Genomic DNA, 21,329 nt, shown 5'->3' with positions numbered 1-21,329 from the left:
ACCGCCCTCGACGGCTGCGGTTCAGGCGTCTCGACGGACTCGGGCCCGGTCACGTTCTCACTGGTCATCGGTGCATCTTCCTTGATCAGGAGTTACACCGAACGTTTTACAGTCCCCCCACCCGCACCGATCAGCAGCAATGATCCAACTCGCCGCCATCAACCTCATGACCCGGCGGCTCACCCGCGAGACCACCACCAACTGGCGCGACAGCTAAGCCAAATGAAACGGGCAACGGAGAACCAAACGCTCACTAAGAAACGATCAAGGTTTGAGCGCTCGGGCCAGGGCGTTGGAGCCGCCGCCGGACTCGAGTTGGACCGGGGGCCGGAGGAGATGGGCGGCATGCCCAAGAGCGCGGGCCGCTCCGGTGCCTCGCACGCGATGACGGTCAACGAGACGGTCATCGCGATGATCCGCCCGAAGCCCGACCTGGATCTGGTGGCCGATGAGCCGGCCGAAGCTGTCGCGGCCGCCCAGGCCTGAGTCGACGCGCCCGACGGGATCGGCAGCATCACCTCCTACGCCACCGAGGTCGCCCTCCCGTCGACGGGCACGTGGAGGAACCCTGGCGTGGGATGTGCGTGGACCGACATCGTCCTCGTTGCCCCGGAGGTGGGGCTGCCGCTGTTGTTCATCGAGGCCGACAACTGCACCGAGGACGCCGCGAAGACAGCGGCGAAGTTCGACAAGTACATGCGCCACTTCCACCGCAAGGTGAAGGACACCGACGGCCAGGACAAGCCGATGTGGCGCACTCGCTGGTCCGCACCCGATCCCCAGTGGGGCAACGCGAAGCACCCGCCGGTCCTCGGCCGGGGCTTCGACCATGGGTGAAAGGCCCACGTCACGGCTGTAACGGGTGTCACGGGAGTCACGGATGTGAGTCACCCTCACCGACTCCCGGCCACTTGGGTTCACCAGGTGAGAGCCGGTCTGCGGGTCTACCGGTCAGGGGCGCAGACTCCTGTCCATGCGGCTGCCGCGATCACGGGCGGGGAGAGTGTCCGTGATCGCGGCAGTGTCGTCCGGCTCGTACGATCCGCGCGGGGGAGCCTCTGCTCTGCTGCTCGCCTCTGCGGGGAACCACGCTGGTCAGGCTGGGGTGAGCCTGTCCTTGACGTCGGTGGTGGTCTCCGGCGCCGCGTCGACGGCGCGATGCTTGGTCTCGCCCAGAGCGATGACACAGACCAGGCTGAGCAGTCCGAGCGCGGCGATCATGAGGCCGACGGCGTAGCCGCCGTAGCCGCCGACGAGTTGGGCCGCGAGCAGCGGGGCGACGGCTCCGCCGAGGACGCCCCCGAGGTTGTAGCCCATCCCGGCGCCGGTGTAGCGGTAGCGGGTGTGGAACATCTCGGGCAGGTAGGCGCCGACCGGGCCGTAGGCGATCCCGAAGATCGCCAGGGTGCCGAGGAGGGCGACGGCGAAGCCGGTCACCGACCCGGTGTCCATGATCGGGAAGAGGACCAGCGCCCAGGGAATCGACAGCGCGCAGCAGGTGACGATCACTCTTCGGCGTCCGAACCGGTCGGACACGATTCCCGACACCGCCGTGGTCACGCCGAACACGACCGCGGCGACGATGTTGAGGATCAGCACGGTGCGACGCTCGAGTCCGGCCCCGGCGGTGCTGGTGGCGTAGCTGGTGAGGAAGGCGGTGCCCAGGTAGAACAGCGCGAACACGATCGTCAGCACGCCGCCGGCGAGCAGGACCTCGCGGGGCTGGGCGCGGAAGACGTCGAGGATCGGGGGCTTGGCCCGCTTCGCCCCGTCGTTCCGCCGCTCGCGCTCGTTGCGGAAGGCCGGGGTCTCCTCGATGGCCGTGCGCACCCACAGGCCCAGGCCGACGAGGACGGCGCTGAGGAGGAACGGGATACGCCAGCCCCAGTCGAGGAAGGCCGGGTTGGTCTCGCCGAGCGCAATGTTCACGGTGAGGAACGTGCCGCTGGCCAGGGCGAACGCGATGGCCGCGCCGAGTTGGGGAAAGACGCCGTACAGCCCGCGCTTGGCCGGTGGGGCGTACTCCGCGGCGAGCAGGGTCGCGCCGGCCCACTCACCGCCGACGGCGAGCCCTTGCAGGAAGCGCAGGACCACCAGGGCGATGGGCGCGGCGACGCCGATGGTGGAGGCGCCCGGGAGCAGGCCGATCACGACCGTGGAGATCCCCATCAGCATGAGGGTGGCGATGAGGGTGTTCTTGCGGCCCAGGCGGTCGCCGTAGTGCCCGAACCCGATCGCCCCGAGCGGGCGGGCGACGAAGGCGACCGCGAAGGTCGCGAACGACGCGACGGTCGCCGCGGCGCTGCCCAGCGCGGGGAAGAACACCTGCGGGAAGACCAGGGCGGCGGCCGTGCCGTAGATGAAGAAGTCGTAGAACTCGATGGTGGTGCCGACACAACTGGCGGTGGCGACACGGCGCATGGATGTCGAGCGGTTCGTTGGGTGCTCCATCTGACTCTCCTTTGACTCAGCAGAACAGGGCGGGGACAGGGGGAAGGGGAAGGGGAAGGGGACTTCGGAACCACGGCGGGGGGAGTGAGAGAGAGGGCAGAGGACGGGAACGCGGAGTTCTCTCTCCTTCCGTCAACGGGGCGCCATCCGGATGGCGCCGTCGAGGCGGATGACCTCACCGTTCAGCATCGGGTTCTCGGCGATGTGGCGGACCAGGGCGGCGAACTCGGACGGATCGCCGAGGCGGGCCGGGTGGGGCACCTGACGGCCGAGCGAGTCACGGGCGTCCTGAGGGAGCCCCGCCATCAGGGGGGTGTCGAAGAGGCCCGGTGCGATGGCCATCACCCGGATGCGGTGCCGGGCCAGTTCGCGGGCGGCGGGGAGCGTCAGCCCGGCGACGCCGGCCTTCGAGGCGGCGTACGCGGCCTGGCCGATCTGCCCGTCGTACGCGGCGACCGAGGCCGTGGCGACGAGCACCCCGCGTTCGCCGTCGACGCTCTCGGTCTCGGAGATGCGGTGGGCGGCGAGCCGGAACACGTTGAAGGTGCCGGTCAGGTTGATGTGGACCACCCGGGCGAAGTCGTCCAGGGCGAGCGGTCCTTCCCGCGACAGCATGCGCCCGGGAGTGGCGACTCCCGCGCAGTTCACGGCCGTACGCAGCGGAGCGGGCTCGCCGGCGGCGTCCACGGCCGCCCGGACGTCGTCGGCATCGGTCACGTCGCAGGGGACGAAGCGCACCGTGGGCCCGATGGCGGCGAGTTCCCTCGCGACAGCCTCGCCGGGGGAGGAGGGCAGGTCGGCGATCACCACATGAGCCCCGGTGCGCAGCAGTTCGGTGGCGGTCGCGCGGCCGAGGCCGCTGGCGCCGCCGGTGACGAGGGCGGCGGTTCCGGTGAGGTTCACGACCGGTTCCCTTCCAGGGGGTGAGGGAAATCAGGGGAGGCGAGGGAGAGGACGTGGGCGACGGGCCCGCGGCGGCCACGGGCGAGTTCCCGGCTGATGACCATGCGCTGGATCTGGTTGGTGCCCTCGAAGATCTGCATCACCTTCGCCTCCCGCATGTACCGCTCCACGGGGAAGTCCCTGGTGTAGCCCGCGCCGCCGAAGACCTGGACGGCGTCCGTGGTCACCCGCATCGCGGCCTCGGTGGCGACCAGCTTGGCGATACTGGCCTGGCGGCCGTACGGCAGACCGGCGTCCTTGCGCCGGGCCGCCGACAGCAGCGTCGCGCGGGCGGACTCCACGGCGGCCTCCATGTCGGCGAGCAGGAACGCCAGCCCCTGGTGATCGATGATCGGCCGGCCGAACGCCTCCCTCTCCTTCGCATAGGCCACGGCGTCGTCCAACGCCCCCTGGGCCAGCCCGACGGCGACGGCCGCGATGCCCAGCCGACCCGCGTCGAGGCCGGCGAGCGCCAGGGACAGGCCCTGGCCCTCCGCGCCGATCCTGCGCCCGGCGCAGACGCGTACACCGTCGAAGCGCATGGTCGCGGTGGCCTGCGCCGTCAGGCCCATCTTGCGTTCCGGGGGGTCGGCCGACAGGTTCGGTGCGTCGGCCGGGACCAGGAAGCAGGAGATGCCCTGGCTGCGGTGTTCGCCGGTGCGCGCCATGACGGTGTAGAAATCGGCGTGCCCGCCGTGGGTGGTCCATGCCTTCTCACCACGCAGTACGTAGTCGCCGCTCTCGTCCCCGTCGTTCGCCTCCCGGTCGGCGCGGGTGCGCATCGCGGCCGGGTCGGAGCCCGCGTGGGACTCCGACAGGCAGTACGCGCCCAGCAGTTCCCCGCCGAGCATCTCCGGCAGCCACTGCCCCCGCTGCTCGTCGGTGCCGTGGTTCGCCAGCGCGAAACAGGACAGCGCGTGCACGCTCACGCCGATACCGACGCTCGCCCAGCGCGCCGAGATCTCCTCAAGAACCTGCACGTAGACCTCGTAGGGCAGTCCGGCGCCGCCCCACTCCTCGGGGAAGGGCAGCCCGAGCAGCCCGGCGCGGCCCAGGGTGCGGAAGACGTCGCGCGGGAAGTGCTCGGCGGCCTCGTCCTCCGCGGCGCGCGGAGCCAGTGCTCCGTCGGCTATGGCGCGTGTCAGCTCCAACAGCTCCGCGGCCTCCTCGGTCGGCAGCAGTCGGGACACGGGTGTGCGGGACATCGGGGCGAACCTCCACTGAGCGGATGGAACGAGAGACGGGCCGTCGACGACGGTTCAGGACTGCCGGATCTCCAGAGCGCGCCGCTCGCGCAGCAGGAAACGCTGGATCTTGCCGCTGGGTGTCTTGGGCAGCCGGTCGGTGAAGTGCACGGTCCGGGGATAGGCGTGCGCGGCGAACCTGCGCTTGACCAAGTGCTGCAGCTCCTCCGCGAGGGCCGCGTCGCCCGCCGCCGGATCACGCAGCACGATGTACGCCTCCAGCACCTCGCCGCGCAGGGCGTCCGGCACTCCCACGACGGCCGCCTCGTCGACGCTCTCGTGCTGCACCAGCACGCTCTCCACGTCGAACGGGCCGATGCGGTAGCCCGCCATGATGATCACGTCGTCGTCGCGGGCGGAGAAGAAGAAGTCGCCGTCGGCGTTCCGGGCGCCCGCGTCGCCGGTGAGGTACCAGCGGCCGTCGGCGCTGAAGCGCTCGGCGGTCTTCTCCGGCGCGTCCACGTACCCGGAGAACCACAGCAGCGGACTGCCGGTGACGTCGATCGCGACACGGCCGAGAGTGCCCGGCGGCGCCGGCTCGTCCCGGTCGTCGTGCAGCACCTCGGCCGACCAGCCGGGCAGCGGCCTGCCCATCGAGCCGGGCGGGACCGACGTCCGTACGGCGTCGGCCCAGCCGCCCACGATCACCATGCCGTGCTCGGTCTGCCCGTAGTGGTCGCGTACCGCCACGCCGAGAACCTGCTCGGACCAGGAGACGACTTCCGGTGTGAGCGGTTCACCGGCCGACGAGGCCCGCCGCAGCCGCACGCCCTCCGGAACGGGGTCGGACGCGGCCTTGAGGCTGCGGTACACGGTGGGAGCGGCCGCGAAGTTCGTGACGCCGAAGGTGCGGAGCACCTGCCAGGTGAGAGCCGGGCTGAAGCCCGCGTGCAGCAGCAGACTGCGGGTGCCCGTGGCCAGCGGGCCGAGGACGGCGTAGTACAGGCCGTACGCCCAGCCGGGGTCGGCGGCGTTCCAGAACACGTCGTCGGGGCGTACGTCGAGGCCGAACTCCAGGTACGCCTGGAAGGAGGCCAGTGCCTTGACCGGCACGGGGACTCCCTTCGGCGTGCCCGTCGTGCCCGAGGTGAACAGCTGGACCAGCGGCCCGTCCCCGCCGACGGCGACGGCCCGGCCCTGCGGCTCGTCTCCGGTGTAGCCGGCCAGCAGCCCCGTGAAGGAGAGGGAGCCCTCGTCCGCCGTGTCACCGGCGAGCACGGTCAGCCAGGCCGGATCGGCCGGCATGTCGTCACCGGGTGCGAGCTTGGCGCGCTGATCCGCGTCGACCACGACGACCTTCGCCCGGCCTGCGTCGAGCCGGAGCCGAATCGCGGGTGGGGCGAACGCGGTGAACAGCGGCAGGTGCACCGCGCCCCGCCGCCAGATGCCCAGCAGGGCCACGACCAGGTCGGCCGACTTGCCCATCAGCGTGGCGACGGCGTCCCCCGGCTCGACACCCAGATCGGCCAGCGCGGCGGCGAAACGGGCGGACTCGCGGCGCAGCCGTCCGTAGGTGAGGTCTTCGGCGGACAGGTCCGCGTCCACGACCGTGAAGGCCACCGCCTCCTCGGGGTGGCGGTCGCACAGCAATTCCGCGGCACAGGCGGCCGGAGAATCGAAGAGCGCGAGCAGTTCCCGCACCCGCTGCTCCGGCGCGGCCGGGGCGGGGGAGTGCTCCCGCACCTCAGTGGAACGACCGTGGGTAGTCACGACAGCCCACTCCCTCTCTCATGGACAGGACCTTTTACAGAGGCGTTACCGCGCCTTATGCTGCGCGCTGCTGACACATGCTGCGCGTCACGCACGGCGCCGACTACCCCCGGAAAGGGGCAGTGGCAATGCACTCCAGTACGGACACCTCCCTGCGGCCCGACGACGGGGACGCCTTCCGGCAGGCCCTCCGATCGCTTCACCAGCGCTCGCGCATCCCGGTCGTCTTCGGCGGTCAGGTGCGCGGACACGTGCTGAACCTGTCGCAGTTCATCGGTGCCCGGACGGCCGCGCTGCGCGGCCTCGACGTGCGCACCGAGACCGGCCTGGGTGGTCGTGTCCTGGCCAGTGCGCGGCCCGCCGCCGTGGCCGACTACGGGGCGGACCGGTCGATCACGCACGACTACGACGGCCCGGTGCACGCGGAGGGCATCCGTTCCGTCGTCGCCGTTCCCGTGGTCGTGGCCGGAGCCGTACGCGGCGTGCTGTACGGCGCGAGCCGGGGCACCACACCCCTGGGGGACAGGGCGACGGACGTGGTCGTGGACGCCTCGCGGCGGCTGGCCGGCGAGGTCGCCGTACGGGACGAGGTCGATCGGCGCCTGCGGCTCCTGCGGGTCGCGCAGAGCGAGCCCGCCGGGGACCGGTTCATGGTCGAGGAGGTCCGCGAACTCCACGCGGAGCTGCGGATGATCGCTCAGGACGTCGAGGACGACGCCCTTCGCGCCCGGCTGGGCGCCGCGTCCCGCCGCCTGGCCGCCCTCGGCGCGGCACCGGAGCCCGAGCCGGTCACGCCGCTGTCGCCCAGGGAAATCGACGTGCTCGCCCAGATCGCCCTGGGCTGCACCAACGCCGAAGCAGGCCGCCGCCTCGGTCTCCGGCCCGAGACCGTCAAGGCGTATCTGCGCAGCGCGATGCGCAAACTCGACACCCGCACACGACTCGCCGCGGTCGTCACCGCCCGACGGCGGGGTCTGCTGCCGTAGGGGCGGTCGGCCGCGCGCCGAAGACGCGACCGCGGTGACCGCGGTCGCGGCGGGACCGCGTCGCCCGGTGTCGGCCCGCGCGTCCCCGAGCTTGAGGAAGGGCTGCCCCAAGCGTGAGGAAGGGCCGCCTCAAGCGTTCGGCCCGTGAGGGACACGGCTCCGACGCGCGGCCGCCGCTACTCGACGACCAGAGCCAGGGGCGCCCGGAACGACAACAGGCCGAGCATCGGCGGTTCCCCGGCCCCGACCGCCGGCCGGATGCCGGGCAGGCCGCGGGCCGCCGCCCGCAGGGCGACCGCGGCCTCCGTGCGTGCCAGCGAAGCGCCCGGCAGCGGTGCCGGCCGACGCCGAAGGACAGATGGTGACGGATGTTCTCCCGGCGCGGACACATGCGTTCCGGGGACGGGAAGACCTCCGGATCGGATCCGCTGCCCAGGAGCATCACCAGCACCTGTGCGCCCGCCGGCAGGCGTACCCCGCTCACTTCGGTGGCCCGCGTCGTCACCCGGCGCCAGGTGGTCACGGGCGGCTCGCGCCGCAGGACCTCTTCCACCCAGGCCTCGGCCAGACCCGCTTCCCCGGCCACGCGCGGCCACATTCCGGACTCGGCCAGCGCCCGGCGCAGCACGGTGGTGATGAGCTGCCCGGTCGTGGACTGGCCGGCGATGAAGACGAAGAAGCACACGCCGACCGCGGTCGCGACGTCCAACGGCCCGCCGTCGGGCAGCCGGTGCCGTGCGAGCGCCCCGATGAACGAGTCGGGAGCGGCCGTGCCGCCGCGCACGGTGCCGGTGAGCCACTGGTGGAACTCCACGACGAGCTCCGCCAGCTCCAGCTGCCGTTCGAGCGGGGGCCTGCCCCAGAACAGCTCCAGCGAGGCGTCGCTCCAGCGGATGAGGGTGGCCGGATCCACTCCCCGTATACCGAGGAGCTCCATCAGCACCTCGCAGGGGAGAAGCTGCGCGAACGAGGTGAACAGATCGCAGTCGCCGGTCGAGTCGAGCTGCGATCGCACCTCGTCGAGCAGTCCGTCGGCGATGCGCTCGATCACGGGTACGGCGTCCGCGACACGGTTCGCGTGGAAGAACCGGGTGACCAGTCGGCGCAGTCCGGGATGGATCGGGGTGCCGTTGTTGGCGAGCGCGGGCGGAAGGGCGAAACCGCCACGGGCGAGCACCCGCAACACGGCCACGGGCAGCGGGCTGACGCTGTGCTGGGCGTTGTCGGGAAGGAAGACGTCCGGGTCCAGCAGTACGTGGCGCACGTCCTGGTGGCGGCTGACAGACACCGCGCCGTCGCCACGAGGTACGACAAGCTCGCCGTCCGCTACGAGGCGACCGTCCTCATCGCTGCCATCAACGAGTGGCTGTGACCAGCACATTCGAGGTTCGGACAGATCTGGGCAGTCGGACTTCCGTCTCTCTCAGCCGGCATGGAGGATCCGAAAGTGATCGGGTTCCGCCGGGTCCCGATCAACGACTTGTATTGGTGTCCAAGCCCATTGCCAAACGCTGATGCCCGGCGTACGGGAGAACTGGATCGGCCTGCGGGAGCCCTCAACCGCCACGCGCGGCCATGACTCGGCGATGGCCGCCCGGTCCGTGCCGTGGCAACGCAGCACCGCGGCGAGGACGGCGACGGCGTCCCAGCCCTCGAAGGCGACGAAGGAGGGCGCTTCGCCCAGCCGCTCGCGGAGTTCCTTCCCGACGCGTTCGCCGAGCGGACCGAGGCGCTCGGGCAGGTAGCGCAGGAACGGAATCCCGGCGCCGTCCTCGCCCAGCGCCGCGGCCCATTCGGCGAACTCCGGTTGTCCGGCCGGAGCGCCGATCAAGACCTCCGCGAGCCGCCGGTCGCCCCGGACGGCCCTGACGATCGGCACCGCCGGCTCCGGATGGCCGACCAGCAGGAGGAGCGCCGTCGCGCCGTGGTCGACGAGCGCGTCGCACAGGCCCTCGGGGGTCAGCGCGTTCGCGTCGAGTTCGAAGACGGTGCCGCCGCGGGGAGCGAGGTGGTCCCGCAGGACGCGGATCCCGGACGCCCAGTAGACGCCTGGCTGGGTCGCCACTGCGATGTGACGCCGGCCCGCGCCGAGGAGGAAGTCCGCGTAGATCCGCCAACCGTGGGACTGGGCCGGGGCCAGGCGCGCGACCCACTCCGTCGGCTCCTCGGTGAGCGCGTCGAGCACCGCGGACGAGCAGAGGAACGGCACGCCGAGGGCGTCGGCCCGGGCGGCGGCGGCGCGGGCGACCACGCTGTGGTACTCGCCCGCCACGGCGGCCACGCCCAGGCCGGCCAGTTCGTCCACGGCCGCCGCGGCCCGCTCCGGATCGGCCGCGGTGTCCCGGACCACCAACTCCAGTGGTCTGCCGTCGATCCCGCCGGCGTCGTTGACCTCGCGAACGGCCAGGTCGAGTCCTGCGAGCAGGTGTCGGCCCGCCTCGACCCAGCCGGGCCGCGTCAGCGGGACGAGAGCACCCAGGCGGACGGATGAGCCGTGTGCGTGCTCCGCTCCGGACGGCGATGGTGGCGTGTTCATCGGGTGGCGTCTCCCCTGGGACGATACGGTCGCGGTCCGCCCGGATCGCGCGCCGGCCGGGACCGGCGGTTCGTGTTCATCACGTCTCGCCGCGGTGGGCGCGTTCGGGTGATCAGGCCGACCATTGGATCCACCACCATCGCCAATAGGCAACCGATTATTTGTTCGCTGAGCTGCCAAGCTTCATCGTCATCGGCGCCAGCGAGGGCCTGCACCTCGGAAGGTCACTTCTGAAACACGTCCTTAAAGAGCGTTTTGTCCCGGCAGGGGTGTTTGGTTGTGTTGTGGGCGGTCGGCTGGGGTGTGACAGTTGGCCTCGGATGAGCCCTCGGTGATGGGCGAATGGGATAGCGACTCGCGAAGGTTCGTTTCCATCCTTTCGCTCCTGTCTGATCCCAAAGTGCCCCCGCTCGCCTCCGTTTGCGCCCTGTGGCTGGGGTGGCGGCCGACGGTACTACCGAGACATGCGCCAACGACAGCGGCCATATCCGAGCGACCTGTCCGATGCCCGATGGGAACTGCTGGCGCCCACTTTGTTGGCCTGGCGGGCCGAGCGGAGAGGGAAGGGTCTGGACATCGGGCGGCCACCGGAGCATGACCTGCGCCGGATCATGGACGCGGTCCTCTATGTCGACCGCACGGGGATCCCCTGGCGATATCTGCCGCACGACTTCGCGCCGTGGGAGACGGTCTACGGGTACTTCGCCGCCTGGCAGAAAGACGGCGTGTTCGACCAGCTCAACGGCCTCCTCCGCCGACTCGTGAGAGAGGCGGAGGGCCGGGATGCCGAACCGAATGCCTGCGTGCTCGACGCCCAAAGCGTCAAGACCTCCGCCAACGTTCCGGCAGACGGCCAGGGCATCGACGCGGGCAAGAAGATCGCCGGCCGCAAGCGCCACATCGGCGTCGACACCCTCGGCCTGCTTCTGGCCGTCTGGGTCACCGCGGCCAGCGTCTCCGACAACGCCGGCGGCATCCGGCTGCTCTCGAACATCGCCGCCGCCCACCCTCGCGTCACGAAGGCCTGGGCTGACACCGGCTATCGCACCAAGGCCATCGACCACGGCGCCCGCCTGGGCATCGACGTCGAGATCGCCCGGCGCGACCCTGGGCAGAAGGGGTTCAAGGTCATCCCCCGGCGCTGGGTCGTCGAGCGGACCTTCGGCTGGTTCATGAATCACCGCCGCCTCGCCCGCGACTACGAAACCCATCCGCACCGCTCCGAAGCCATGATCCGCGTCGCGATGATCGACCTGATGAGCCGCAGACTCACCCGGGAGTCAACTCCGAACTGGAGGGACGCATAGCCGTCAGCCCACGCAGGGACGAACTCAGACAGTGCTATCGGGACCCGGTCGCCGAACCACACTGACCCGCGCATCCTCGCCTCTCATGACCTGCGGCCAGCGCTCGTCGATGACACCCGCCGCTTCCCGGCAGGCACCGCAGGCGTTACCCCGCTCCGGCAGCCACCAGTGGTCAGACGGCGACATGCCGGCTTCCTGGATCCCGCACAGGGTCATGTCGAAGAGCCGAAGGCGTGGGAAACGTCGGCGGGAAGGCCGTCTGCGACGGCCTTCTCCCAGCGCATCTCCATCGGCAGGTACGGCGGCCGCGCGATCTCGAACCACTCGCCACCCACATGCGTGGCGGCATAACACCAGGAACAGGACCACAACTCCTCTTCCCGCGCAGTCGCCGCCACCGGCCATCGCCACATCGCCCGCCCACACACATCGCACTCCACGAGCGGATCCTCACACGCCCACGTGCACAGCCACCAACCCCCGAACCTCGCGCGAGATACCAAACACCCCCGCCAGGACAAAACGCTCTTTGAGCTTGAGTTTTAACGTCAACGCCGCCCACTCCAGCCCGAGTACGGCGAGCTTGGCCCTACGGGTCTTGCTGTCCGTGAGGAACACACCCAGTTTCACGGGGTGTTCCTCGCCGTCGATCACCACGTTTTCGATCGGGCTCGCCTTCAGGAGCTTCCGCGCAAGCCCTTGCACCCCTGCACAGTTGTAGGGCCACATTCCGGCGTCGTGCTGGCTGGCGTTGACCTGCGCACCTGCGTGACAGTTCGACTTGCGGCGAAAGGGCGGGATTTGTGAGTCTGCGTAGAGTTCTAGTGGCTGGATCGGCAGCCGCCGCTACGGCCGCCGTGTTTGCGCTGCCTGCATCCCAAGCGCAGGCAGCGGATGACTACCCGATAGACCAGTTTCTTGTGACCAAGGTGGACTTCTCCGGCCCCACCGACTTCAACAACATTGGCTACACCAACGGAACCATCACCTGGTACAACCGCACCGCTATGGTCCGGGGCACCGTAATCGATGAAGTAGATTTCTACGGATCCGCCGTGGCCTACTTCGAGGCCTACGCCGGATCGACAAAGATCGAATCCACGACTCGGACCGCCGACTACTACGGCGCCCTGGGCGCCGTCCGGGACTTCAACTTCACGATCGGTGACACCGACCTCGTCGGGGGCATCGACCGGATCAAGATCACAGTCTGCCAGGAGGTCGGAACCTTCAAGTCTTGTTCCTCACCTGAGAACTACTCCAAGTCCTGAGTGGGTGCGGATCAGGCAAGCAGACGGACCAAATCCCAGGCCTCACCGGTCTCAACCAGCCGCCCCCAGTCAGGCAGCACGAACCCGTCTAAGAACGCGACCGGCCCCGGGGAGCTGGTCCACGTCGACATCAAGAAGCTCGGCAACATCCCCGACGGCGGCGGCCACAAGACCCTCGGCCGCCAAGCAGGTCGCAAGATCCGCTCGAGCGCCGGCTACAGCTACCTCCGCCGTCGACGACCACTCCCGCCTCGCCTACAGCGAGATCCTTACCGACGAGAAGAAGGAGACCGCCACCGCCTTCTGGGCCCGGGCACAGGCGTTCTTCACTACGTGCGGGATCACCGTCGAGCGGGTCCTGACCGACAACGGAGCCTGCTACAAGTCTCACCTCTGGCGGGATGCCCTGGCAGCGGCCGGGATCACCCACAAGCGAACCCGGCCCTACCGACCGCAGACGAATGGCAAGGTCGAACGCTTCAACCGCACCCTGCTCGACGAATGGGCCTACGCCCGCCCCTACCGCAGCGAGCAAGAACGACGGGACGCCTTCCCCGGCTGGCTGCACACCTACAATCACCACCGCGGACACACCGCGCTGAAGGGCCAACCACCCGCCAGCCGCGTTCCCAACCTCTCAGGGCAATACGCCTAGGGCCAGGAGAAGGACCCCCTCGGACGGCTCTGGGAGGACCCCACACGGCCGACCGGACTCAACTGCCCGCCCACGTTCTCCGTGGACCCTACCGGTGCCGGCCACTCGTGAGCTGTCGGTGTCCGGCGTGATCACCGCGGATTTCATGTGCACGACTTCGTTCGAGGTCTCGCTTCGGCATGGGACGGGCCGACCAGTGAATCGTTCCGTCGCATGTGGGGCACGGTTGTCTGAGCAGATGTCAAGTGGGCTCGACCGGAGCCGCACCTGCCCAGGCACGAAGGAGCACGTCGGGTGAGCAGTTCACTGACCATGAGGGTCTTCCGGGAAGGGCTCCGGGCCGCTGCACCTGTCGGCGTTCCGGCGCCGGTCAAGGATGTGGTCCAGTTCTCCGACGGATCCGCACCGCCCCGGGTGGTCGCGTACGTGGAGCGCGAACTGCCGCCGGGTGGCATACCCGCATACCTCGCGGCCCGCAGCAGTGGCGCTCGCTCCTTCGTCCTGTGGGCCGACGAGCACCGCCGAGAGCGGGTGGCCACCTTGTCGACCCTGTCGGCCACCGGCGGTGTCGCGACGTTTCAGGTGCTCGGCGCGCACGGTGAGCTCATCGGCACTTTCGTGCGCGAGAAGGCGCTCCGTGGCAGAGGCCTGCGCACCCGCTGGACCGTGACGCAGGCCGGCGGCCCCGAGGCGGTGGGCTTCAAGGGCCGGATCTTCTGGTGGTGCGTGTGGTGGCTGTTGTTGCCCATGCAGGTGCTGTTTCTCGTGATCGCCCTGTTCGACAGCAGCCCCGGCAATGAGGGTGTCGCGCGTGGCCCCCGGCGCATCGTGTGGCGCGCGGGTGGGCAGATTCCGCTGGAGTTCAGATCCAGCGGCGACAAGTTGCATCTGCACGCGCCGGGATTGGACTGGCGGCTCGGGGCCGCGCTGGTCGTCCTGCTGCGCGCCTTCGGCCCCAACGCGTGGGACACCAGGAAGAAGTGACCGGAGCCGCGCCGCCGGTCGCGTCCCTCGCCGGGGGCGCGACCGGCCCTGATCGGGCGCAGACGTGCGCAAGAGCGGCAGCAGTCACGGCCAGGGGCGCGGTGCGCCCTGGTCGGGCGCTGCGGGCCCGGGCCGCCGGCCGTGCCAGGACGTTCAGCAAGGCGGTGCCGGACGGCAGCGGTGAAGTGCCGCTGTTCACCGCTTGGCGGTCGAGCGCGCCCGCCGGACCCTGAACAGGACTGCCAGAGCGACGAGAGCCAGTGATCCGGCCACCGTCAGTGCCCAGGCCGGGACGCCGCCGACCCTCGTCACACCGCCCTCGTGGTACCACACGCGCTGGTACGGCGTGTCGGCCTTCGCCCTGCGCAGTTCATGGTCGCCGCTGATGCGATCCGGCTCGGGGAACTTCTGCCGGTACGCCGTGAGGAAGAGATCCCCGGATCCCGCGAAGTCCCGTACCGCGTCCTGGGGAACGACCTTCCCGGCGTACAGCAGCTCCGGCTCCTGCCCCCCGATCGCCGAACGCGGCTCCATCCGGTGGTCGGCCAGCACATACAGCCCCAGCGACTGAGGGGTCTTCGCCAGCCGGGACAGCCGCATCGGGTACACCAGTTCCTCGCTGGTGAAGCTGAGCAGCAGCGGATCGAGGCTGCCCTTCAGCACCTCACCGCTCTCCTCGGGAGCCAGCCGGACCGCCACGTACTCCCACTCCGCGTCGACATACGGCTTCAGCTCGGTCGCGAGGGCGTCCGAGAGCTCGAAACCGTTGTCGGCCAGCCAGTCGCGCAGGGCGTCCGGATCGGTGGCGGTCAGCCGGGCAACGTCGAAGGGGCCGAGGCGCTCGCGGCCGACCACGCCGACGGAGTCGGAGTCCTGCGGGGCGGCGCCCGAGGAGCCGTAGCCGGAGGACCAGTCGAAGGGCCAGTCGTCGCTGTCCGGCCAGAAGTGGGTGCGGGTGCGCACCACGGGCCTGATCTCGTACTCCAGGGCGTCGAACAGCGAGGAGTCGCCCAGCTCGACCGTCGCCCGATCGGGTACGGGCATGATCCACGCGGCCTCCGGGGCGTTGCCGTCGACCGTCAGCCGCATCGCGATCTGCTCGGTGCGCCCGTCCCAGTGCACCGCCGAAACTTCCCGGTCCACACTGACCTGCATCGCCTCGTCGACCACCATCGCGCCGCAGCCGCACGCGTACGCGGGGTTGATCAGTGAGCCGAACTGGAGTCCGACCAGCATCAGCACGACCATCAGCAGCTTCTGTTTCACGTACTTGTCCCCCCCCGATGTTCTTCGCACGTACGGACGGCGCACGGACCTGGCCGGTTCCCGACCCTGTTCCCGCGAGGCGGCGCTGATGTGCGCTGTGCCGTCATGTCGACGGTGGACCGCAGTCAGGGACTCGGCGCCCACGGGCATGACTTCCGTCTCGGAGCGAGTGAAGAGGAGGGCAGGCCTCCGGTCTCGGTCAGCGGTGCATCACGGTGAGGCATGAGGGCCTTTCTGGTCACCGGTCCAGATCTCGCAACCCACACCGAGCCAGAAGGCCCTCACCCATTTCGAGATCGGTCAGCCGTGAACCCTGTCGCCGTCCACAACCTCCCGGGACAGAACAGCTAGAGCGTGTCCGATGGGTCATGTGACCGGTGATTGGCGAGATCGTTCCGGCTGGTGTGGGGCGGGGCGATCTTTCTGACGCGCAGTGGGCTCGGTTGGAGCCGCACCTTCCGAAGAACGTGGGACGGGGCGGGCGGTGGAAGTGTCATCGTAAGGTGATCAACGGCATTCTCTTCCGCCAGTGAACCGGCATCCCCTGGCGCGACCTGCCGACGCGCTTCGGGAAGTGGAAGACCTGCCACGACCGGCATCGGCGCTGGTCGGCGGACGGCACCTGGGAGAACGTGCTGCGTGCCGTCCAGACCGACGCCGACGCCGAGGAACGGATCGACTGGAGCATGGTCGGCATTGACTCGACGACCTGCCGGGCCCATCAGCATGCCGCCGGAGCTCGAAGGCGTCCGCCGCGAATCCCAAGGAAACGGATCCCGCCCGCTCAGCATCGCCCCGACGAGGCTCTCGGCCGGTCCAGGGGAGGTCTGACCACGAAAATTCATCTCGCCGGAGACGGCGGTTGTCGGCCCCTGGCGGTGCTGATCACGCCAGGGCAGTGGGGCGACGCACCTCAGTTGATCCCGGTCCTTGAGCGCGTTCGCGTACGACGGCCGGGTGGCGGTCACCCGCGCACCCGGCCTGATCACCTCAGCGGCGATAAGGCGTACTCATCCCGTTGTAACCGCCGGTACCTGCGCAGGCGCCGGATCAAGCACACCATCCCCGAACCGAGGAACCAGCGGGCCAACAGGCAGCACCGTGGCAGCCGGGGCGGTCGGCCCACCGGATTCGACAAGTCGCTCTACAAGCGCAGGAATGAAGTCGAGCGAACGATCAACGCCCTCAAGGGCTTCCGTGCCGTCGCCACCCGATTCGATAAGAGGGCATACATCTTCCACGGCACCGTGACCGTCGCAGCCATTCGCCTCTGGCTGCGCTCATGACCCGCCGAACAGCCCTTAGGCGCGTGCGGTCAGCTTAGCCGGGCATCGGCGTACACGGTCATCGCATCGCGCTGGTAGACGGCGAGACCTTCGGCGATCTTGTCGAAGTTGGCCCGCATCTGCGGGTCGTCGACATAGGTCTGGCCCACTCCCTTGTACGCGGCCGCGGTCGGGGTCCAGAACCGGCAGATGCCCTGGTAGTTGGCATGCACCTCGGCCTGTACCGCAGGGTCGGATACCGGCGTGCCGGCCACCATGAACTCCGCCATACGAATCATCTGCGCCGTCACCTCACGCTGCCAGCGCTCCGTGTCCTCGGAGGTCATCGCCTCGACGGCCTGCCGGGACTGCTCCCACGCCTGCGGCCACCGCTCCCGTACCTCGGCCTCGGCATCGGAGGGGGCCTGGAACCCCTCGAACAGGTTCTCCGGCTTGTTGATCTTCGCCATATGTCCCTTGCCCTTACCTTCTTCCAGTTCGGCGATGGTGCGGCCGACCGTACGGGCCAGCGTCTCCAGCCGGTCCCGTTCCGCGAGCAGCCGTTGGTGGTGCTCACGGAGCACGGCCACCTGGTCGAGCTGGCTGTCCAGGACCGCCTGGATCTCGCGCAGCCCCAGGTCCAGCTCCCGCATCAGCAGGATCTGCTGCAACCGCAGCAGATCGGCCTCCTCGTAGTAGCGGTGCCCGTTGCTCCCGATCCATGCGGGCGGCAGCAGGCCGATCTCGTCGTAATGCCGCAGCGTCCGCGATGTCACCTTGGACATCCGCGCCACCTCCGCGATCGACCAGGCCATTGCCGGTGCCTCCCTCGCCGGGCCGGTCTCTCCGGCCCCACACATGACCGTAGAAGTTGCCGCAACGGAAAGCGCAAGCCCGAAGCCCTGTTGGACAGGCACCAGGGCCTGACCCGTCGGACAGGCCCTAGCCTCCGCATCATGACAACTGAACTGGCCCACGACCCGCGTCCGGTCTTCGCCCGGGCACTTGATCAAGCCGGGAAACCGGTTGCGGCTGTGAGTCGCGATGAGCTGAGCAACCGCACTCCCTGTGCCGATTACGACGTTCGCGCGCTGCTCGGGCATGCGGTTTCAGTGCTGCACAAGCTCGTCCGTGTCGGTACCGGAGGCGATGCCCGCGACGTCCCCGATGTGATCGATGGCATCGCCGACGACGGCTGGGCAGGCGCATTCACCCGGGCCCGTAGCGAGGTCGAGCGAGTGTGGGCCGATGACGAGAAGCTCGACCGAATGGTCACCCTCCCGTGGGCCACATTGCCCGGCCGGGATGCTCTCGAGGCATACACCCACGAGTTCACTGCTCATTCCTGGGACCTCGCCCATGCCACCCGGCGACTTGCCGAACCCGACCCCGACCTTGCCGCGCGGGCACTCGAGGCATTCTCGAAGTTCGCGCCGCCAGAGGACCGTAGCGAACAGGGCCCGTTCAGCCCGGTCGTAGTGGTGCCCGACGACGCCGACATCTACACCCGGCTGGCCGCCTACCTGGGGCGCAGGCCGTAGTCAGCAGCGCGCATCGCGACCTTGGGTCGGCAGAACCAACGGCGGCGCACCTCTTTGCGGACCGGCCTGTTCGGCGGACTATTTGATTCCGGAGGGCAGGGAACAAGCTGAGCTGCGAGCCGCACGGCCTGCACTGACACTGATCGTCAACGACGCAGCCGGGCCGTGGCGGCCAGGATCGGGGTGGCCACGGCGGTAGCGGCGGCGCCGAGTGCGGTGTCGGTCGCCAGGACCAGGCGGACCGTTCGCATGGCAAGGGTGAGGATCTCGCTGCCGCGCCGGCGCATGCCCGCCTCGAAACGGTTCACGGCCTCGGTCGGCGTGGCGCCGCCGTCAGCGACCTCGCCCAAGTGCTGAAGCAGGGCGGCAGCATCACGGATGGCCGCGCCTGCCCCCATTCCGGCGGTCGGTGGTGTCGCATGGACGGCGTCGCCAAGCGCGGTGATACGCCCCGCGGGCCAGGGCGCGAGCTTGGCGGCGCGGGTCGACGCGGCGTTGAAGCGGTATGCCGCCACGCTATTCGGGTCGGCGCGTGCGATGACCTCAAGCATGTGCTCGGCCCAGCCCCGCTCCCGGAACCTTCCGAGCAGCGCAGCTTGCAACTCGCCGTCGCACAGGGCGCGCAGAGAGTCGGTCGCCGCGGATTCGGGGAACATGGCGCCCCAGATGTAAGTGGGGCCGGTGGTGACGGACATCCGCAGCTCGGGGGCGTCGAGCACGGCGTTGCCGACCGGGTCGAGGAAGCCGACGTACAACGCCGCCCCCCGTGGTCCCACAGCCAGCCCTGATCGTGGACCGAGCCGTTGCTGTTCACCGGGACTCAGGTCAGTGCGGAGGGTACGGCCGGAGAACCCGATGATGCCCGCCGGGCTGTTGGTCCGGCCTCCCGCCAGGTGGCGGGCAACCAGGGAGTGGGTACCGTCCGCGCCCACCACCAGATCCGCTGAGACAGGTGCGGCGTCGGTGAACAGCACACGGGGTGCACCGTCGTCGCCCTGGCCGACGCCGGACACCGTCCGCCCCAGATGCAGGTCATCGCCGACCTCCTCGGCCAGCAGCATGCGCAGAGTGATGCGATCGACATCGATGCTGGAATCGCCGCTGAGATCCGGCCCGCGGCCGAGTAGTCGGCCGCGACGGTCCCAGAACGCGTCGCGGTCGCGCAGCCGCAGCGCCGAGGCCGACGCCAGCAGCCGCTGCATGATCTCCGGCGCCACCAGCTCCCGCATCGCCGACTGGGCCCGCTCGTCCAGGGTGATGTGGTAACCGCCTGTCGCCGCCACGTCGGTGTCGCGGTCGAACACCGCCACCTCGAACCCCCTGCGGCGCAACCCCGCCCCCAGTGCGAGTCCACCGATCCCGCCACCGACCACGACAACACGCATACCTGTCCGTCCTTTTCCACCACTGTTTGCCTGCACGGGCACTCAACAGTGACACCGGTAGTGGACACCGAGTGGCCACTACCGGTGGCATGATGGGACGATGGCGAGTACCTCACGACGGGCATTGCGGCTACTGTCCCTGTTCGGATCGCGCCGCCTGTGGCCACTGCGCGAGCTCGCCACCGCGCTTGGAGTCAGTGAGCGCACCGTCCGCCGTGACATCGAGACCCTGCGCCAGCTCGGATACCCGATCACCACCGTCCACGGGCCCGATGGCGGTTATCAGCTCGGCGCAGGGCACACCCTCCCTCCGCTGGTGTTCGACCACGACCAGGCACTCGCGGTCGCCGTGGCCCTGCAGACCGCACCCAGCACGGTGTTCGGCCTGGAGGACGACACGGCGCGGGCGCTGGTCACCCTGGAACAGGCCATACCCGCCGCGCTGCGGGAACACATGAAGTCCCTACGCCTAACCAGGCTGCAGAACTACTGGGAGTTCCCCGCACCCCCCATCGACCCGACCGCGCTCACCGCCGTGGGAGCCGCGGTGCGCCACCGCCACGTACTCGTCACCGAAATGCTGCGTGCCGACGGCTCACGCCCCGCCTCCGGTGACGACGACTTCCTGCCCGCCCGCCGCCTCGAGCCCCACCATCTGGTCGTCTGGGCCGGCCGGTGGTATGTGGTCGCCTACGACCTCGAAGACGATCAGTGGCGAGTGCACCGGGTCGACCGGCTCCGCCCCCGCCCCACCGCGCACCACTTCAACCCGCGCGAGCTTCCCTACGACGACCTCGCTCGCTTCGTCATGAGCAGTCACGACCGCGGTGACACCACCGCCGCCTGGCCGTGCACCGGCAGCGCCCGACTCCACCTGCCGGCCGACGTCGTCGCCCGCTTCGCACCGGGCGGCTCGGTCGTCGAACACCTCGACACCGAGCACTGCCGGCTCACCCTCGGAGCCTGGTCCTGGGCCGGCATCGCCGGGATCCTCGCCACCTTCGACACCGAACTCACCGACCTCCACCCACCCGAACTCGCCCAGACATGCCGGCGCATTGCCCACCGACTGGCCACCGTCGAGGACACCGAAGGAAGACCGTAGCCATCTCCATGGACGGCCCTTTGCCCGAGAGCAGTCGCGAGGCAGAGCCTCGCGCTTAGTTATTTGTCGCTTCGGCGTAGCTTCGGGCAGGGCTTGCTTCGACGGCCAGCCGCCCCACTTTCGCGACTCGGCAGTGCCGTCATTTCTCCTCGACATTCACGAGCCCGTTGATCGCCAACTGCCTCCGGAAACCATAAACAAGCACTGTTCATTGAAATCAACGAGGCCAATACCGCGGCGCTTGGCTGGGATAGCGGTCTGTTCCTTAAGTTCAAGCTCAGCGATTTGGTTCATGAGGTCCTCGGGCCGCGCCGGCCGACCGGCTGGGTGCTGCAGAAGTTGGACGCCCTCGGACCCGACCGCGGCGTCCTGCACGCCCCGGACTGTGACGAGGCCCCGCAAGGCGCGCGGTGCTGGAGCTGGAACGCTCTCTGGACGCCGCCGAGAAGGCGGGCGTGCGGCTGTGCTCGCTCTGCCGTGCCGCTCAGGAGTTGGAGCCGCTGCTGCACGGCTTCGACCGAGGCTTCGACCCAGAGGGCTGACCATGCCATTCGAGCGCGCCCACGCACGAAGTCTCACAGGCGCATTTCACGGCGATCGCGTTCCCATCAGCGTCCTACTGAGGTTGAACTCGTGGTGTCGTGCCGTTGGTCAGGCAGGTCTGATGGTCAGGCCGGTCTC

At 69.5% G+C, this 21,329-nt stretch carries 19 protein-coding genes and 3 pseudogenes; 12 read left to right on the top strand and 10 right to left on the bottom strand.

Annotation, left to right across the window (positions count from 1 at the left end; translation table 11 throughout):
- Positions 1 to 118: 118 nt before the first annotated feature.
- The 3 genes and pseudogenes from ALMP_RS44115 to ALMP_RS06305 all read left to right on the top strand — a co-directional run.
- A pseudogene (locus tag ALMP_RS44115) lies at positions 119 to 217 on the top strand (IS5/IS1182 family transposase); the annotation flags it as partial.
- Positions 218 to 345: 128 nt separating this feature from the next.
- Positions 346 to 486: a hypothetical protein gene (locus ALMP_RS06310; protein WP_264925223.1), complete on the top strand. Its 141-nt coding sequence runs from the start codon at positions 346 to 348 to the stop codon at positions 484 to 486.
- 87 nt (positions 487 to 573) lie between these two features.
- Positions 574 to 837: a hypothetical protein gene (locus ALMP_RS06305; protein WP_264925222.1), complete on the top strand. Its 264-nt coding sequence runs from the start codon at positions 574 to 576 to the stop codon at positions 835 to 837.
- Between the two features lie 258 nt (positions 838 to 1,095).
- Here ALMP_RS06305 and ALMP_RS06300 read toward each other — a convergent pair whose 3' ends face one another.
- From ALMP_RS06300 to ALMP_RS06285, 4 genes are all read right to left on the bottom strand, one after another.
- Positions 1,096 to 2,451 (bottom strand): MFS transporter, encoded by a 1,356-nt coding sequence (locus tag ALMP_RS06300; RefSeq protein ID WP_264925221.1) that lies wholly within the window; start codon positions 2,449 to 2,451, stop codon positions 1,096 to 1,098.
- A gap of 132 nt (positions 2,452 to 2,583) precedes the next feature.
- Positions 2,584 to 3,354: an SDR family NAD(P)-dependent oxidoreductase gene (locus tag ALMP_RS06295; protein ID WP_264925220.1), complete on the bottom strand. Its 771-nt coding sequence runs from the start codon at positions 3,352 to 3,354 to the stop codon at positions 2,584 to 2,586.
- On the bottom strand, positions 3,351 to 4,598 hold the full coding sequence (locus tag ALMP_RS06290; protein ID WP_264925219.1) for an acyl-CoA dehydrogenase family protein: 1,248 nt from the start codon (positions 4,596 to 4,598) through the stop codon (positions 3,351 to 3,353). The genes ALMP_RS06295 and ALMP_RS06290 overlap by 4 nt, the downstream gene beginning before the upstream one ends.
- 54 nt (positions 4,599 to 4,652) lie before the next feature.
- Positions 4,653 to 6,347 (bottom strand): AMP-binding protein, encoded by a 1,695-nt coding sequence (locus ALMP_RS06285; protein ID WP_264925218.1) that lies wholly within the window; start codon positions 6,345 to 6,347, stop codon positions 4,653 to 4,655.
- 128 nt (positions 6,348 to 6,475) lie between these two features.
- On the opposite strand from ALMP_RS06285, the gene ALMP_RS06280 reads away from it, so the two are divergent.
- On the top strand, positions 6,476 to 7,333 hold the full coding sequence (locus ALMP_RS06280) for a LuxR C-terminal-related transcriptional regulator (protein ID WP_264925217.1): 858 nt from the start codon (positions 6,476 to 6,478) through the stop codon (positions 7,331 to 7,333).
- Here the strand turns inward: ALMP_RS06280 and ALMP_RS06275 are convergent.
- Together ALMP_RS06275 and ALMP_RS06270 are read right to left on the bottom strand one after the other, a co-directional pair.
- Positions 7,302 to 8,597 (bottom strand): cytochrome P450, encoded by a 1,296-nt coding sequence (locus tag ALMP_RS06275; RefSeq protein WP_264925216.1) that lies wholly within the window; start codon positions 8,595 to 8,597, stop codon positions 7,302 to 7,304. The two genes, ALMP_RS06280 and ALMP_RS06275, sit on opposite strands and share 32 nt — an antisense overlap.
- Before the next feature lie 159 nt (positions 8,598 to 8,756).
- The gene (locus ALMP_RS06270; RefSeq protein ID WP_264925215.1) at positions 8,757 to 9,869 is read right to left on the bottom strand and encodes an ABC transporter substrate-binding protein; all 1,113 of its coding nucleotides are present in this window, start codon (positions 9,867 to 9,869) and stop codon (positions 8,757 to 8,759) included.
- A 464-nt stretch (positions 9,870 to 10,333) separates the two neighbouring features.
- Between ALMP_RS06270 and ALMP_RS06265 the strand changes: the two genes are divergently transcribed.
- A complete protein-coding gene (locus tag ALMP_RS06265; protein WP_264925214.1) occupies positions 10,334 to 11,176 on the top strand; it encodes an IS5 family transposase in 843 nt (280 codons plus the stop codon).
- A 450-nt stretch (positions 11,177 to 11,626) separates the two neighbouring features.
- Here the strand turns inward: ALMP_RS06265 and ALMP_RS06260 are convergent, their stop codons facing one another.
- Positions 11,627 to 11,905: a hypothetical protein gene (locus ALMP_RS06260; protein ID WP_264925213.1), complete on the bottom strand. Its 279-nt coding sequence runs from the start codon at positions 11,903 to 11,905 to the stop codon at positions 11,627 to 11,629.
- 191 nt (positions 11,906 to 12,096) lie between these two features.
- Here ALMP_RS06260 and ALMP_RS06255 point away from each other — a divergent pair, with 191 nt between their 5' ends.
- From ALMP_RS06255 to ALMP_RS06245, 3 genes and pseudogenes are all read left to right on the top strand, one after another.
- Positions 12,097 to 12,447 (top strand): hypothetical protein, encoded by a 351-nt coding sequence (locus ALMP_RS06255; protein ID WP_264925211.1) that lies wholly within the window; start codon positions 12,097 to 12,099, stop codon positions 12,445 to 12,447.
- A 105-nt stretch (positions 12,448 to 12,552) separates the two neighbouring features.
- A pseudogene (locus ALMP_RS06250) lies at positions 12,553 to 13,102 on the top strand (integrase core domain-containing protein); the annotation flags it as partial.
- A 312-nt stretch (positions 13,103 to 13,414) separates the two neighbouring features.
- The gene (locus tag ALMP_RS06245; protein WP_264925210.1) at positions 13,415 to 14,086 is read left to right on the top strand and encodes a hypothetical protein; all 672 of its coding nucleotides are present in this window, start codon (positions 13,415 to 13,417) and stop codon (positions 14,084 to 14,086) included.
- Between the two features lie 195 nt (positions 14,087 to 14,281).
- Here ALMP_RS06245 and ALMP_RS06240 read toward each other — a convergent pair whose 3' ends face one another.
- Positions 14,282 to 15,352 (bottom strand): DUF2330 domain-containing protein, encoded by a 1,071-nt coding sequence (locus ALMP_RS06240; protein WP_375803443.1) that lies wholly within the window; start codon positions 15,350 to 15,352, stop codon positions 14,282 to 14,284.
- A 404-nt stretch (positions 15,353 to 15,756) separates the two neighbouring features.
- Between ALMP_RS06240 and ALMP_RS06235 the strand changes: the two are divergent.
- Positions 15,757 to 16,638, top strand: a pseudogene (locus tag ALMP_RS06235) (IS5 family transposase).
- Between the two features lie 29 nt (positions 16,639 to 16,667).
- Here the strand turns inward: ALMP_RS06235 and ALMP_RS06230 are convergent.
- Positions 16,668 to 17,432, bottom strand: a complete 765-nt coding sequence (locus tag ALMP_RS06230; protein WP_264925209.1) for a MerR family transcriptional regulator — start codon at positions 17,430 to 17,432, stop codon at positions 16,668 to 16,670.
- 141 nt (positions 17,433 to 17,573) lie between these two features.
- Between ALMP_RS06230 and ALMP_RS06225 the strand changes: the two genes are divergently transcribed.
- Entirely contained in the window at positions 17,574 to 18,158 is a 585-nt protein-coding gene (locus ALMP_RS06225) for a TIGR03086 family metal-binding protein (RefSeq protein WP_264925208.1), read from the top strand.
- 146 nt (positions 18,159 to 18,304) lie between these two features.
- Here the strand turns inward: ALMP_RS06225 and ALMP_RS06220 are convergent, their stop codons facing one another.
- Positions 18,305 to 19,543, bottom strand: a complete 1,239-nt coding sequence (locus ALMP_RS06220) for an NAD(P)/FAD-dependent oxidoreductase (RefSeq protein WP_264925207.1) — start codon at positions 19,541 to 19,543, stop codon at positions 18,305 to 18,307.
- A gap of 100 nt (positions 19,544 to 19,643) precedes the next feature.
- Here ALMP_RS06220 and ALMP_RS06215 point away from each other — a divergent pair, with 100 nt between their 5' ends.
- Positions 19,644 to 20,648 (top strand): YafY family protein, encoded by a 1,005-nt coding sequence (locus ALMP_RS06215; protein WP_264925206.1) that lies wholly within the window; start codon positions 19,644 to 19,646, stop codon positions 20,646 to 20,648.
- Positions 20,649 to 21,058: 410 nt separating this feature from the next.
- A complete protein-coding gene (locus ALMP_RS44335) occupies positions 21,059 to 21,190 on the top strand; it encodes a hypothetical protein (RefSeq protein WP_375803442.1) in 132 nt (43 codons plus the stop codon).
- The last annotated feature ends 139 nt before the right edge of the window (positions 21,191 to 21,329 follow it).

It is taken from the genome of Streptomyces sp. A012304 (genome assembly GCF_026008495.1).
In the GTDB taxonomy this organism is placed as follows: Bacteria; Actinomycetota; Actinomycetes; order Streptomycetales; family Streptomycetaceae; genus Streptomyces.
Note: the sequence above shows the minus strand (reverse complement) of the source record. Positions and strands in the feature narration are given on the sequence as shown.

Bases quoted from the DNA above. Each gene is read 5' to 3' on its own strand.
- ALMP_RS06215 (WP_264925206.1), top strand. From the start codon at position 19,644: ATGGCGAGTACCTCACGACGGGCATTGCGGCTACTGTCCCTGTTCGGA.
- ALMP_RS06280 (WP_264925217.1), top strand. From the start codon at position 6,476: ATGCACTCCAGTACGGACACCTCCCTGCGGCCCGACGACGGGGACGCC.
- ALMP_RS06260 (WP_264925213.1), bottom strand. From the start codon at position 11,905: ATGTGGCCCTACAACTGTGCAGGGGTGCAAGGGCTTGCGCGGAAGCTC.
- ALMP_RS06310 (WP_264925223.1), top strand. From the start codon at position 346: ATGCCCAAGAGCGCGGGCCGCTCCGGTGCCTCGCACGCGATGACGGTC.
- ALMP_RS06265 (WP_264925214.1), top strand. From the start codon at position 10,334: ATGCGCCAACGACAGCGGCCATATCCGAGCGACCTGTCCGATGCCCGA.
- ALMP_RS06225 (WP_264925208.1), top strand. From the start codon at position 17,574: ATGACAACTGAACTGGCCCACGACCCGCGTCCGGTCTTCGCCCGGGCA.
- ALMP_RS06300 (WP_264925221.1), bottom strand. From the start codon at position 2,451: ATGGAGCACCCAACGAACCGCTCGACATCCATGCGCCGTGTCGCCACC.
- ALMP_RS06270 (WP_264925215.1), bottom strand. From the start codon at position 9,869: ATGAACACGCCACCATCGCCGTCCGGAGCGGAGCACGCACACGGCTCA.
- ALMP_RS06220 (WP_264925207.1), bottom strand. From the start codon at position 19,543: ATGCGTGTTGTCGTGGTCGGTGGCGGGATCGGTGGACTCGCACTGGGG.
- ALMP_RS06245 (WP_264925210.1), top strand. From the start codon at position 13,415: ATGAGGGTCTTCCGGGAAGGGCTCCGGGCCGCTGCACCTGTCGGCGTT.
- ALMP_RS06230 (WP_264925209.1), bottom strand. From the start codon at position 17,432: ATGGCCTGGTCGATCGCGGAGGTGGCGCGGATGTCCAAGGTGACATCG.
- ALMP_RS06290 (WP_264925219.1), bottom strand. From the start codon at position 4,598: ATGTCCCGCACACCCGTGTCCCGACTGCTGCCGACCGAGGAGGCCGCG.